The 13,210-nt window shown below is 60.6% G+C and carries 9 protein-coding genes; 3 read left to right on the forward strand and 6 right to left on the reverse strand.

Annotated features, from left to right (window positions below):
* Positions 1-3: 3 nt before the first annotated feature.
* From ACFQDI_RS17495 to ACFQDI_RS17505, 3 genes are read left to right on the forward strand one after another with little or no spacing between them, the layout of a single operon-like run.
* Positions 4-618, forward strand: a complete 615-nt coding sequence (locus ACFQDI_RS17495; RefSeq protein ID WP_377169133.1) for a hypothetical protein — start codon at positions 4-6, stop codon at positions 616-618.
* On the forward strand, positions 608-2,896 hold the full coding sequence (gene mrdA / locus ACFQDI_RS17500; RefSeq protein ID WP_377169135.1) for a penicillin-binding protein 2: 2,289 nt from the start codon (positions 608-610) through the stop codon (positions 2,894-2,896). Before ACFQDI_RS17495 ends, mrdA begins: the two co-directional genes overlap by 11 nt.
* Positions 2,897-2,929: 33 nt before the next feature.
* Positions 2,930-4,516 (forward strand): Rne/Rng family ribonuclease, encoded by a 1,587-nt coding sequence (locus tag ACFQDI_RS17505; RefSeq protein ID WP_377169137.1) that lies wholly within the window; start codon positions 2,930-2,932, stop codon positions 4,514-4,516.
* Positions 4,517-4,518: 2 nt separating this feature from the next.
* Here the strand turns inward: ACFQDI_RS17505 and ACFQDI_RS17510 are convergent, their stop codons facing one another.
* The 6 genes from ACFQDI_RS17510 to ACFQDI_RS17535 form a co-directional block, all read right to left on the reverse strand.
* Positions 4,519-7,026, reverse strand: coding sequence for a M15 family metallopeptidase (locus ACFQDI_RS17510; protein ID WP_377169139.1), 2,508 nt, complete (start codon positions 7,024-7,026; stop codon positions 4,519-4,521).
* A gap of 38 nt (positions 7,027-7,064) precedes the next feature.
* The gene (locus tag ACFQDI_RS17515; protein ID WP_377169141.1) at positions 7,065-9,221 is read right to left on the reverse strand and encodes a tetratricopeptide repeat protein; all 2,157 of its coding nucleotides are present in this window, start codon (positions 9,219-9,221) and stop codon (positions 7,065-7,067) included.
* Between the two features lie 70 nt (positions 9,222-9,291).
* Positions 9,292-9,912, reverse strand: a complete 621-nt coding sequence (locus ACFQDI_RS17520; protein ID WP_377169143.1) for a methyltransferase domain-containing protein — start codon at positions 9,910-9,912, stop codon at positions 9,292-9,294.
* A 139-nt stretch (positions 9,913-10,051) separates the two neighbouring features.
* Positions 10,052-11,278: a tryptophan synthase subunit beta gene (trpB, locus tag ACFQDI_RS17525; protein WP_377169145.1), complete on the reverse strand. Its 1,227-nt coding sequence runs from the start codon at positions 11,276-11,278 to the stop codon at positions 10,052-10,054.
* A 73-nt stretch (positions 11,279-11,351) separates the two neighbouring features.
* Complete coding sequence (gene lpxD, locus ACFQDI_RS17530; protein WP_377169148.1) at positions 11,352-12,413, reverse strand: UDP-3-O-(3-hydroxymyristoyl)glucosamine N-acyltransferase; 1,062 nt, start codon at positions 12,411-12,413, stop codon at positions 11,352-11,354.
* 88 nt (positions 12,414-12,501) lie between these two features.
* Positions 12,502-13,140, reverse strand: coding sequence for an OmpH/Skp family outer membrane protein (locus tag ACFQDI_RS17535; RefSeq protein WP_377169150.1), 639 nt, complete (start codon positions 13,138-13,140; stop codon positions 12,502-12,504).
* Between the last annotated feature and the right edge of the window lie 70 nt (positions 13,141-13,210).

Raw genomic sequence — 13,210 nt, forward strand, 5'->3', positions numbered from 1 at the left:
GCCATGCTGTTCCACCCGATCTCCATCATTCTGCTCCTGCTGACCTTCATGGTGCAGGAGTTCATTCCTGGGCTGGAGATCGCCCAGTTTGCCACGCTTTTTCTGCCGGCGGTGTTTTTTTTCAGCGCCTCGGTGGCGGCCCCTTTTTCCATGATGCTTTTGCTGGCGTTCATCACCGGGTTCATCTGGGATGCAAGGCACCTGCCGGGGGTGATGCAGGGCTTCGCAGGAGCGGAGGATGTCTTTGGAACCGGAGCCGATGTGGAACTGGGGGCTGGCAGCCATCCTCTGCCGTTTGGGCTCTCCATCGTGCTGTTTGGCATGCTGGGGACGCTGTTGCAGGGCATACGCCCGCTGTTCAAGCGCGGCCGACTTGAGCTCCCGGTGCTGATGGTCGGGCTGGCGACTTTTTCCTGGCTGCTCTCGCAGTATCTCATCATGACCTTTTTGCGCGGTTCGCTGCAGTTTCCCACAGGGGTATGGTCAAAGATGATCACTGACAGCCTGCTTGCGATGCTGGCCGCGCCGCTCATCTTTCTTCTGCTGTACTCGCTGGCCCGTCTGTCCAGCTATGAAATTAAATACGAAGGCCTGAGGTACCGTTTCGATGGTCGTTAAATACCGCTTCCGTCTCTACCTGTTCTCACTCGCCATGCTGTGCGGGTTTGGGCTGCTTGTGTTCCGGCTGTGGTCGCTGCAGATCGACCGCCGCGAGGAGTTTGCGAAGATGATTCCCGGGGCGAAGAAGGAACGTGCGCGCATTCCCGGGCCGCGCGGTGAGATCAAGGACCGCAACGGTGTCGTGCTTGCGACGAACAAGGCGAGCTTCGAGGTGCGGATCAATCTGGCCGAGGTCGTCACCGAGTTCAAACGCATCGCCAAGAAGACCAAGGCTCCCATTCCTGAAATCACGTTTGAGATTGTCGAAAAGGGCATCAAGCGGAAAAAGCCGGAGCTCGACATCTACAAGGTTTTTGAAGAGACGATCACGCGCCGCATGATGGAGATGGGCGTGCACAAGGACTATTCCGTGGATTCACTGAGGGTGCATTACCGCAGCTTTGGCGGTGCGGTGCCCTGGGTTTACCGGGATGACCTCACCTTTGCCGAGTTCAGCCGCATTGCCGAGCACAACCTGGGCCTGCCAGGGGTCACCGTGGCCGAGCGTGCCTCGCGAGTGTATCCTCTGAAATCAGTCGCCTGCCACATCCTGGGTTACGTGCGCCTGCCGGATGATCAGCGTGCCTCGGCTGAAGACCGCAAGGGGTGGGACTACTATGTGCCGGATGACTTTGGCGGGGCCGGTGTGGAAAAAAGCTTCGACAACTACCTGCGTGGCAAGCCCGGTGTGCGTGTCATGCAGCGCGACCAGCGCGGCAGGCCCGTGGGAGAAGTGGATGAGGAATACGAGGAGCCCAGAAAGGGCAACGACGTGTATCTGACACTGGATGCCCGCATGCAGATCATTGCGGACAAAGCCCTGCGGGATGCCAAGGTCGGGCGTGGGGCCGTAGCCGTGATCGAGCCGAGTTCCGGTGAGGTGCTGGCCATGGTGTCCGTTCCCTCTTTCGATCCCAACCAGTTCATTCCCAGCATCCAGCAGTCAGACTGGGATGCGCTGCTGAACAACAACACCGTGCCGCTGCTCAACCGGGCGGTGAAAGGGCACGTGCCGGGCTCGACTTTCAAAATTCCGATCTCGTTTGCCGGGTGTCTGGCCGGCATCAACATGAGCCACTTCAACTGCAGCGGCAGTGTGACGTATGGCAACAAGGCCATGCAGTGCTGGATCCAACGTCAGAGCGGCGGCTCTCATGGCACGCTGGGACTGAGTGATGCCATCAAGTATTCCTGCAACTGCTTCTTTTACCGCTATGGCAATGCGGCGGGCATCAGCAACATCACCAAAGTGGGTAAAATCCTGGGCATCGGGACAAGGACGGGGATCGAGCTGGAAGATGAAAGCCCGGGCATTCTGCCCAACCCTGACTGGCTCCGCGCGAACCACCCCAATGAACGCTGGAGCGACGGTGCCACCGCGAACACCTCCATCGGGCAGGGGTATGTGCTGGCCTCTCCTTTGCAGATGGCCTCTGTCAGCGCCACGGTGGCGAATGGCGGCAAGGCCTGGAGCCCGCACCTGCTGAAAAGGGTGATGGATCATGACCGGGCGGTGCTGGACAACCCACCCAGCCTGCGGGGAGACCTTTCCGCCAGCGTCAAACCGGAGCAGATCGAAGTCATCCGCAAGGGGATGTGGAAGGTGGTCAACGATCCTTCCGGAACGGGCAAAGGCGCCCGCATCACCGGGGTGGAAGTCGCGGGCAAGACCGGGACTGCGCAGAACTGGCGGCGTGACGAGAAGGGGGTCAAGCATGACGACAACCACACCTGGTTCATCTGTTTCGCGCCTTATCAAAACCCCAGGTTTGCCGTGGCTGTGCTGGTGCAAAACGGCAAGTCCGGCGGCGGCTGCGCGGCGCCTGTGGCCCGGCGCGTGCTGGAGCAATGCCTGGCTTTGGACAATCCCAAGTTCGTCGTCGATGTCACGCCGATGGAACCTGCGGAAGGTCATTTCAATCATATCGCATCCGTCCAATACGCCGATGCCGCAGTGCCCGCTGAGGCACTCGGCGGGGATGAGGACGGAGACGTGGGCACGGGTGTGTCCGCGCCAGAGTCGGTCGATGCTGACGCGCCGCGCGTGAAAACGGCGCCCAACATCAAGCCGAAAGCCGATTCAGCGGGATCGGCGGGGAGCAACTCCGGACAGAACGTGCCCAAGGCCGTGCCAGTGCGCAGGGTCGGTATTTTCAACCGGGGAAGCTCCCAGGATAGCAAACCATCCGACCCCGCTCCCGGCGGTGGCGGATTTTTACGCAGGATCTTCCGCTGAAGAACTGCCTCATTTTCAGGGAGACTTTACATTATGGCATTGACCTTCGTTCAAAGAATCAAAGAACTGCTCACGGGCAAACGCGACATCAAAAGCGGTGTGCGCCTCGTCATCAACTGTGAGAAGCTGGAAAACCGAGTCGCCTTGCTCGACAAAGGCGTCGTCGAAGAATACAACATCGAGCGTGTCGGCACCCAGAGCCTCATCGGCAGTGTCTTCAAGGGCCGCATCCGCAACATTGAGCAGGGCCTGAAGGCCATGTTCATCGACATCGGGTTCGACAAAAACGCCTTCCTCCATTTCTGGGATGCCATCCCGGCCGCACTGGACGCCGGCCTGGAGGAGATCAACCGTGGCGGCAGCAAAAAGAAAAAGCGGATCGAGGCCAAGGACATCCCGAGCCTCTACCCGATTGGGTCCGAGATCATGGTGCAGGTGACCAAAGGCCCGGTGGGCAACAAAGGGCCGCGCGTCACCACGAACATCTCCCTCGCAGGCCGTCTGCTGGTGCTGATGCCGCTGAACGACACCTGCGGGATTTCCCGCAAGATCGAGGACCCGAAGGAGCGCTCCCGGCTGCGCAAGATCATCGAGAAAATCAGCCTGCCCGAAGGCATGGGCATCATCCTGCGCACCGAAGCCTCCGGCAAGCGTGCGCGGCACATTGTGCGTGATCTGAACATCCTGCTCGATGAGTGGGACCAGATCGTGGCCAAGCGTGACGGACAGAACGCTCCGGTCTGCTGCTTCCAGGAGCCTGATCTTGTGGAGCGCACTGTGCGTGATTTTCTCACCGAGGACATCGATGAAGTGGCCTGCGATGACGCCGCCACCGTGGAGCGCATGCAGCGCATGGCCGCCCACATCTCCGGGCGTGCGAAGCGCCGGATCAACTTTTACCAGGGGCAGAGCGCCATCTTTGAGCACTACGGCATTCAAAAGCAGATCGACAACGCCTTCTACCGGCAGGTTTGGATGCCGTGCGGTGGCTACATTGTGATCGATCAGACTGAGGCTCTCGTCTCCATCGACGTCAACACCGGCCGCAACAAAGGCCACAAGGATGTGGACAAGCTCCTGCTCGAAACCAACCTGGAAGCCGCGGCTGAAGTCGCACGGCAGCTCCGCCTGAGGAACATGGGCGGGCTCATTGTGGTGGACTTCATCGACATGAAGCACCGTCGTGACCAGCAGGCCGTGTACAAGCTCATGCTCGAGCACCTGAAGCGCGACAAGGCCAAGACGCAGGTGCTGCCGATCTCGCAGTTTGGCCTCATGGAGATGACGCGCCAGCGCCTGAATGAAAGCCTGGGCACCACGCTGTATGAACCCTGCCCGTACTGCAAAGGCCATGGCCAGGTCAAAACACCCCTCACCATGAGCGTGGAGCTGCAGCGCCGTCTTGTTTCGGTGCTGGGCCGAGCCAAGGAAGACCAGAAGAGCCTCATCGTCATCGTGCATCCCGAGGTGATGACCCGCCTCAAGACCGAAGATGGTGAGCTGCTGGTCGATCTCGAACGCAAGTACCAGGCACGCCTGACCTTCCGCAGTGACCCTGCCTTCCATCGTGAGCAGATCACTTTGGCGAATGCTGTCACAGGCGAGGAGATCCGCCCCTGATCTCAGCGGTCTGAGCCGCTGATGGTCAGTTCGTCCAGGTCGAAGCTCTCCAGCGCTCCAGCAGCGCTGGGGACGACCACGACTTTGCCGATGCACTGGATCGTTTCCGACCATGAGAAGCCGTTGGCCGCACGCTTCCAGCCTGCGGCGAGCGCCTCGGCATCGTCCCAGTCATAGCGTAGTGCGGCAGCCGCGCGGCTCCATTCAGGTGCAAACGTGGTCTGAGTCTCATACTGCCACTGCGCCACATCCCTGGCGAAGAGCTCAATCATGACGCGTCCACCTTTCTCTGAGGAACGCACATGGCAGGAGATCTCCGCGCCTTTGCCGCCAAAGAGCTGCGACCAGTCCCCCGCCAGCGGTGATTCTTTGGCAGTCGCCGGAGAGAGGGCAATGGGCAGCGCCCTGCCGCTGCGTGATACCTGTATGTAGCCGCCTTTTGCGCCTCCTGCGGCATGGTGCTCGAGCCGGTCCACTCCCTTCCAGCCCTCGGCAGTCGCGTCGAATGAAAGCGTCCGTGCTGCCGGGGGAGGCATTTTGCGATTGGCTGCTTTCAATGGGCTACTGGGCTTCGGAAGCTCCTGGTCCAACAGCTCACCGGCTTGGAAAGCGTAAACGGTTGCATGATCCAGGTCCATCCTCAGACGGAATGCGGAAGCCTGCCAGTCGGCGGGCTGCCATCTGAGCGGGGCGTCCGTCACAGAGGTGGTGATGCGCTCTGCTTCAGCGATCGCCTGGCCCTGCTCATCCAGCGCCAGGACACGAAGGCTCCCACCTGCGGCCACATCCGCAGTGATGCAGACGGGCTCTGATGTGCGCCTGAGCAGACGGGTCACGATTTGGGCGGGCTTTGCCTGCTCCAGAGGGGCATAGCCAGCGAAGCCATCTGGCCGCAGAGTGGCCAGGCAGGGGAGGCAATGACGCTTCCAGCCTGTGTGAGGAAAGTCATCGCCACCGTAAAAGATCATGAGCCTGCCGTCTTTGAGGATGGGCGGTCCAGCCATGGCATAGATGCATTCGCTGTCATAGCCGCCCTGTGCCCCGCGTGGAATGAATGGCGTTCCTGGGGCCACGCGCTGCCATTGCAGGCCGTCAGGACTCCAGGAAAGCTCGCAGTCAACTGAGCGGCCGTCGCCGACGTGGTACATCATCACATATCCCAGGTAGATGCTGCCGTAGCGGAACACCGGCATGCAGTAGGTCTGGCTGGCGCGGCCTTCGGCGATGCCGGAGCGCAGCACCAGCCCGTCATTCTGCCAATGGAGAAAGTCAGCGCTCTGAAAGCGGGAGACCAGCCGCTCGCCAAGGTAAAGTTTGGTGAACCAGAGGTATTTGCCGGTGCGTTCGTCCCAGAAAGCGTTGTTGTGGGTGTCTCCGTTCTGCGCGCCGAAGCCGTGGGCGGCCAGGGCTGGGCTCCAATGAATGCCATCGGCTGAGAAGCGCACCTGCGGTTTGCCGAGGCCGACATCACTCACCATTTTGTAGCGTCGTGCGGGATCAGCATCGTGAAGGTCTTTGAACACGCCGACATTGGGGCAGTCACGGGCGACGATGTTGTTGGCGCTGCTGCCGGCGAACTTGTGGATGCCAAGTTCGGGCTTGTCCCAGTGAACGCCATCTTTGGAAGTGGCGTAAAGCAAATACCAGCCGACCTCATGCACTGTGCTGGGCTGATCCATTTGTGCGATGACTTCCTTGTCAGCCAAAACGCATTTGTACCACATTTTGAAAATCTGCTTGTCCTCATCCCAGACAACGTTGGGATAGAGGTTGTTGAGCGAGTTTTCCCAGGGCTTGTCCGCCTGAAACAGCGGATTGGCCGGATGTTTCTGCGGTGTGCCCAGGACCAGTGTGGCATTTCGCGCCTCTTTAACCACCCGTGAGTCGAGCAGGAGATGCTTTTGCCGCAGGAAGGCCTCCGCCGGGGCTATGGGAACGTCGAGTGCTTCATACCGTTCCCAGTCTGCGTCGTCAAAATGCCACCATTCGCTCTCAAACACGGCGAAGCCATGCCTGGTCATCACCTGCTGGAGCTTTTCGCGGTTTTTGAAGATTTCGGGTGGCACCAGCTTGAAGTGAGCACCGGCTTTCTCGGAGAAGTCATCGTGTGCCGTTGGCATCTGCAACTCCATGCCCCGGGCATCGACGAGCGTCACATCCACCGCCGCGCCTCGATTATGACGGCCGCCTTTGGCGGGGTCTGCCACGAAGCGAGCATCTGGCAGGGTTTTCCACATCGCGCGCTGCACAGAGAGCGGGCGGTAGGCGTCCCAAATTTTAAGGGCCAGCCCCTGGGGCTTGAGCTCTGCCTGCACGCGGGCCAGTTTCTTGGCCGTCTCAGGACGGAGGAGGGCGCGTGCGTGCGCGGGATAGAACGCTGTTTTGAAAAAATTGTCTGCCGTGGTGTAGCGCAGATCGATCACCAAGCCGTCGTCTTTGCCGCCGATTTCGACCAAAGACTGGGCCTGGATGCCCGATACCGCGAGAAAGAAAACGAACAGGATTTTCATGACGGAAGCGCAGCGGAGACTGCGAGCCCGCCATCTCATCAACGTTGCGAAACCTTGCCGCCTTCGAGGAGCTTTTCGAGATTTTTGTCGGGCCGGACGCCTTTTTTGATGGCCTCCCCGTATTCCTCGCGTGCCTTGTCCCACTGGGGCGGATCCCAGGTGATGTAGAGCACGGCCAGATTGAAGTGGGCCTCGCCATAGGCGGGATCGATGGCCAGAGCGGTTTTGAACTCGCGCTCAGCGCGCTCGATCAGGTTCAGCTTGGTGGCGATGATGCCGAGGTAGTGTCTGCCGCTGGCATTGTCAGGGCGTTTGGCAAGGCTCTTCTCAAAGTAGGTCATGGCATCCTTCCAGCGCTCCTGCTTGAAGTAGGTGACGCCGAGGGCAAAAGCGGCCGGTTCGTTCGTGGGATCGTAGGCCAGCGCCTTCTGGAGGGAGACCTCGGCATCGGCATGTTTGTTTTCACGCTGGCGTGTGATGCCAAGCCCGATGAGGGCGGTGACGTTTTTGGGCTCTGCGCGCAGGGAGTCCTGGTAGAGCTTGGCGGCGTTTTCGAAGTCTTTGTTCATGTAGGCTTCGTTGGCCTGGCTGATGAGTTTTTCCACGGAGGTCGGTGCGGGTGGGGCGGCCTTTTTGTCGCTGTCGGGCGATGCATTGGCAATGAGGGTGGCCTGCACGCCCTTGGGGCCCAGGAGTTCACGCACGACGGGGTCAGAGAAGAGCTTTTCCTCCTCGGGGGTGAGGATCATGCGTGCATTTTTCATTTCCTCGACCTGCTTGACGAGCTCGCTGGAGGCGCTCTCCATTTTCTGCAGCTCTGCGATCATGAGGTCCTTGGCGGCCTGCTGGCGGTGCTGCGTGCGAAGCTGGCGCATGATGATGCCGCGCAGCATTTCATTTTCCTGTGTGAGCTCAGGGGTGGCAGCCATCTTGCCTCCCATGCCGTTCTGCACTTCTTTGAGCTGCTTGGTCAGCTCGGCCACCTGGGTCTGGTAGGCGGCGCTCTCTTTGCGCAGCTCGGCCAGCTGGCCCTGCAAACCGGTGAGCTGCCCGCGCAGGGCGGCGATTTCCTGATCCTTGCGGCCGACATCGGCCTTGAGTGTTTCGACCTGTTTCTGAGCTTCGGCGACCTCTTTCTTGAGGCGCTCGTTTTCTGCGATGAGGCGCTGCATCGCCGCATTGCCGGTTTTCTTTTTGAGATCGTCCACCTCCGCCTGCAGTCCCAGACTGCGGGCGCTGGCGGCATCGCGTTCCTTGACTGCGACCTCACGCTGTTTCACTGCGTCATCGCGTTCCTTCACAATTTTGTCGCGCTCGCCGAGGATCTTGTCGCGCTCCTGCTGAACGGCGGCCATCTGAGTGGAGGCTTCGGCCAGCTTTTGAGAGGCCTCCTTGGCTGCGGCTTCGGCGGCTGTGAGCTTCTGGGCGTTTTTGCGCATCTCGAGGTCCACGGCCATTTTTTCCTCCATGAGCTTGGCGAGCTGGGTCTGAGCTGCGCGGCCTTCCTCGACATCTCTGCCCATGGCGAGGATGCTCTGCTCCAGAGCGGCGGCCTTCTTTCCGAGGGTGTCGTTCTGCTGGCGTGCGGTGGTGATTTCGCCAGAGGCCCACTGGTACCAGTTTTGCCATTTGCCGAGGTCGATCTGCTGCTGGTTGTTTTTGGCCTCGAGCTCGAGAACGCGCTGCTTGTGCATCTGCTCCCACTGGCTGAGGAGGTCGCTGAGGCTGGGGAGAGAGCCTGGGGTGGTGGGCATGGTGACCGCAGGCTGCGCCAGAGCGCCAGGGGTCGGAATGGTGGCTGCAGGCATCACAGGAGCGGCTGCCGCTGCGGGTGCCGGGGCAGGGGTGGCGGCTGGAGCCTGGGCTTGTGCCTGGGCCTGGGCCTGCGCAGAACGTGATTGCAGACGGGTGAGGGCGTCCTGAATTTTATGCTGGCGTGCCGCTCTCATTTCCGGCTGCCAGGTGGGGTAGTTCCTGGCGATGCTGTCCATGATCTCGCCAGCCTGCTTGAACTTGGTCTGGGCGAGCGTGTAGTCTCCGGCTGCCTCGAGCGAGGCCGCCTCGTTGTTGAGGACAAAGCCGCGGAAATACTGGTCTGCCACCTCGCTGCTGGTATCGACGGACTGGGCATGCGTCACCGGGGTGGCCAGGACAAGCGCCGCCAGGAGGGTGAGGACGTAAAAGGGGCGATTCATGGGATTTTAGGGAAGGGGGGTGAAGTTTACCGCCTGGCGGCAGCCTTGTAAATGGTCTTGGCGAGCTGTCTCAGGCGCGCCTCTGCCGCAAAACGGCGACCCAGCGGTCCACGGACTTGCCGGGAGCATCCTTCAGGGCCCTGCTTTCCTTGTTGCGTTTGTTGCTGACGACCTCCATGCCCAGGGATTCCAGCGCCCGGAGCGCGAGCCGGTGCTCGACATCGAAGTAGCTGGTGATCACGAGCATGCCGTCGGGGCGCAGTTTGGCGATGCCCTGGTCAAAAATCTTTTTCCACAGCTCCTGGCCGTGCCAGAAGTTTTGGTGGCGGAGGAAGACCATGTTGAAGTCGTCGCTGAGCTCTTTGTGCTGGTCGATCCTGGTGGCGTCCTCGATCAAAAACTGTGCGGGCAGGTGGCCGTGTGTTTCACGTGCCTGGCGGATTTCGCGGATGCGGATGTCTGCGCCGATCATCTCCACGCCGCCGCCCTGGGTGAGCTCGGAGCCGACCTGGATCAGGGTTTCCGCCTCGTCGCAGCGGCCGCAGGCAAGATTCAGAATGCGCATGTCCTTCTGCCCCGCAGGCAGGTGTGGAGAGAGCGAGTCGTGCAGAAGAGATTTCAGCTTCTGCATGTCCTGCTGGATTGCATTCGTGGGCTGCGCCTGCATGACGGGTGGAACGGTGGGGGTCATTTTACTGCAGGTTGGAAAACACTCCCGCTGCGGTTTTTGAGTGCTTGCAGCTGCACCGGTTCAGGAATTGAGAGCCGGTGCGGGCTTCGGCATTTGAAAGCAGGCTCAGAGCGATGCTCAGCAGTTTCATGACCCGAGGTCAAAACTTCAGTTCTTCGCCAAAAATCATGCGTGCAGCCTGCGCGACGTCTTTGTCGCCACGGCCGGAGAGATTGGCGAGGATGATCTGGTCCTTGCGCATGGTGGGGGCCACTTTGCGGACTTCCGCGATCGCATGGCTGCTTTCGAGGGCGGGAATGATGCCTTCGACCTGGCTCAGCTCCTGGAAGGCCGCCAGCGCCTCGCTGTCGGTGGCGTAGTTGTAGGTGACACGGCCTTGCTCATGGAGCCAGGCGTGCTCGGGGCCGATGGCGGCGTAGTCGAGGCCGGCGCTGACGCTGTGGGTGAGTTCGATCTGGCCGTCGGCGTTGGCGAGCAGCCAGGTCTTGGTCCCCTGGAGAACACCGAGGCGTCCGCCTTGAAAGCGTGCGGCATGGCGTTCAGGAATGATGCCGTCGCCGCCGGCTTCGACGCCGGTCATGCGCACATCCTTGTCATTGAGGAAAGGATGGAAGAGGCCGATGCTGTTGCTGCCGCCGCCGACGCAGGCGACGAGGAGGTCTGGCAGACGCTCCTCACGCTCCAGGATCTGGCGCCTGGCCTCGACGCCAATGACGCGGTGGAAATCCCGCACCATCATCGGGAAGGGGTGTGAGCCGAGAGCGGAACCCAGGATGTAATGCGTGCTGCGCACGTTGGTGACCCAGTCGCGCATGGCTTCGTTCACGGCTTCTTTGAGCGTGGCCTGTCCCGCTGTCACGGCGACCACCTTGGCTCCCAGGAAGCGCATGCGTGCGACGTTCAGCGCCTGGCGCTCCATGTCCACCTTGCCCATGTAGATGACGCATTCGAAGCCGAAACGTGCGCATACTGTGGCCGTTGCCACGCCGTGCTGGCCAGCCCCGGTTTCAGCGATGATGCGCTTCTTGCCCAGGCGCTGCGCCAGAAGGATCTGCCCGAGGGCATTGTTGATCTTGTGGGCGCCGGTGTGCAGGAGGTCTTCGCGCTTGAGGTAGATCTTTGCGCCGCCGAGCTTTTCGGTCCAGCGCTCAGCGAAGTAGAGCGGTGTCGGGCGGCCGACATACTCATGCAGGAGCCTGTCGAGCTCCTTTTGGAAAGAAGGGTCAGCTTTCGCCTTCTCATAGTGGTCCGAAAGCTCCTTCAGCGTCGACATCAGAGTCTCGGGCACGAACATGCCGCCGTACTGGCCATAGTGGCCGTGGCTGTCCGGCATCACGGGAAGGGGAAGGGGGGAGGCGGCTGTCATGGGTGGAGACGTTAGATCGAAGAGCGGACCTTGGCAACGTCCGCTCTGGCTTCTGGCAAAGTTACGCTTCTGACTAGGAGCGGACTGCTTCGCCTTCGAGCGCGGCGAGTTTTTTTTCCAAAACGCGCACGCGCTCCAGCAGATCCGGGATTTTGGCCGGAAGGCTGAGCATTTTGCGCCCTTCCATCAGCGGGCGGGCGGGGTAGCCGGTGTAGGCGCCTGCATCGTGGATGCTTTTGGTGACGCCGGATTTGGCAAGGAACATGACGCGGTCTCCGATCTCGAGGTGCCCGGCCACGCCGACCTGACCGCCCATGGTGACGTAGTTGCCCAGACGTGTGCTGCCGGAGATGCCGGTCTGAGAGACGATGATGCAGTGCTTTCCAAGCGTGCAGTTGTGGCCGATCTGCACGAGATTGTCGATCTTGCTGCCCTCGCCGATCCAGGTGCGGCCAAAGCGGGCGCGGTCGATGGTGGTGCAGGAGCCGATTTCCACATCATCATCGATCTGCACGATGCCGACCTGGTCAATCTTCTGGTGGCGTCCCTGGACGAGTTCATAGCCAAAGCCGTCGCTCCCGATGACGGAGCCGCTGTGGAGGATGACACGCCGGCCCAGGACGCAGTATTCCTTGATGACGGCGTTGGCGTGGATGACGCATTCAGCGCCGAGCTGCACCCCCCGCCCGAGATAGACTCCGGCGTGGATCCTGCAGCCATCACCCAGGCGGACCCCGCTCTCAATGACGGCATGAGGCCCGATGCTGACTTTCTGCGGGTCAAAAACCACATCTTCGGCCACGGTGGCTGTGGGGTGAACCCCGGGCGCGAATTCAACGGCAGGCGGGCCAAAGAAGCGGATGACGTGTGAAAAAGCGAGCGTCGGGTTTTTGAGGCGGATGAGCGCGAGCCCCTCTCTGGCCTCACCGGCATCCAGGTCCTCAGGGACAAGGGCGGCGGAGGCGCGGGTGGTTTTCAGGGCAGGCAGGTAGCGTGCATTGCCGAGGAAGGTGACGTCACCAGGGCCTGCTTCCATCAGGGAGTTCAATCCCGAAATGACGGATTCAGGGCTGCCTGCGGAGAGGGTCCCTCCGACAAGCTCGGCAAGTTTCTGCAGGGTGATGGAATGGCTCATGGTGCAGACAGGCATATTAACGCTAAAACGAAAAAAGGCACGTCGCTGTTGCTAGCGGCGTGCCTTTGGGAAACTGACAGCCGCTGGCTTATTTTTTGGGCTCCGCTGCCTTGGTTGCCGGAGCGGCGGCGTCTTCCTTCTTGGGCTCGGCTCCTGGAGGCGGTGCGTTTTTGTTCAACTCAACGATGAGCTGGTCGGTGAGGTCGGTTGCGGCACCTTCCCGGACGTGCAGGATGATCGGCACGGTGGAGAGGCTGACGCCGGTCTTGTCGAAGACGAAGTCGTAGGCGTCTTCTTTGGAGCGGGCGCGGACGACGACAAGGATCTCCTCATAGAGGCCTTTGCGGATCTGCATGTCCTCCTGCTTGAGCTGCTGCTGGCGGCGGTCTGCAAATTCCTGCATTTCCATTTCCAGGGCACGGATTTCTTTCACCTTTTCACCCAGCTCTGCGCCGTACTTGGCACGCTGTTCCGGAGTGATGATGGGATCCTGCGCCATCTTCTGAAGCTTCTGGGCCTCGGCGGTCAGGTTCTTGTAGGTGTTCTGGAACTCAGTCATTTCCTGAGCTGCCTTTTCATAATTAGTCTTGTACTTGTCCGCCGCGGTTTTGGTCTTGTGGTACTCCTGGAAGACTTTGGACATGTCGATCACACCGATTTTGAGATCGGCGGCCTGGAGAGTGGTGACGGTGGCGAGAATAAGGGCGATGAACGCGCTGCGAATCATAAGTTTTGGGAGGTTGAACGAGATTGGAAGAGATGAAAAGACGTCAGAGAGGACAGACAGGGCAACAGGC

Origin of the sequence: Prosthecobacter fluviatilis (assembly GCF_042655725.1) — a bacterium.
Lineage (GTDB): Bacteria > Verrucomicrobiota > Verrucomicrobiia > Verrucomicrobiales > Verrucomicrobiaceae > Prosthecobacter > Prosthecobacter fluviatilis.

What these genes read in the sequence shown, in the direction of transcription:
- ACFQDI_RS17495 (WP_377169133.1), top strand. Translation starts at nt 4, where the DNA reads ATGCTGTTCCACCCGATCTCCATCATTCTGCTCCTGCTGACCTTCATG.
- mrdA (WP_377169135.1), top strand. Translation starts at nt 608, where the DNA reads ATGGTCGTTAAATACCGCTTCCGTCTCTACCTGTTCTCACTCGCCATG.
- ACFQDI_RS17505 (WP_377169137.1), top strand. Translation starts at nt 2,930, where the DNA reads ATGGCATTGACCTTCGTTCAAAGAATCAAAGAACTGCTCACGGGCAAA.
- ACFQDI_RS17510 (WP_377169139.1), bottom strand. Translation starts at nt 7,026, where the DNA reads ATGAAAATCCTGTTCGTTTTCTTTCTCGCGGTATCGGGCATCCAGGCC.
- ACFQDI_RS17515 (WP_377169141.1), bottom strand. Translation starts at nt 9,221, where the DNA reads ATGAATCGCCCCTTTTACGTCCTCACCCTCCTGGCGGCGCTTGTCCTG.
- ACFQDI_RS17520 (WP_377169143.1), bottom strand. Translation starts at nt 9,912, where the DNA reads ATGACCCCCACCGTTCCACCCGTCATGCAGGCGCAGCCCACGAATGCA.
- trpB (WP_377169145.1), bottom strand. Translation starts at nt 11,278, where the DNA reads ATGACAGCCGCCTCCCCCCTTCCCCTTCCCGTGATGCCGGACAGCCAC.
- lpxD (WP_377169148.1), bottom strand. Translation starts at nt 12,413, where the DNA reads ATGAGCCATTCCATCACCCTGCAGAAACTTGCCGAGCTTGTCGGAGGG.
- ACFQDI_RS17535 (WP_377169150.1), bottom strand. Translation starts at nt 13,140, where the DNA reads ATGATTCGCAGCGCGTTCATCGCCCTTATTCTCGCCACCGTCACCACT.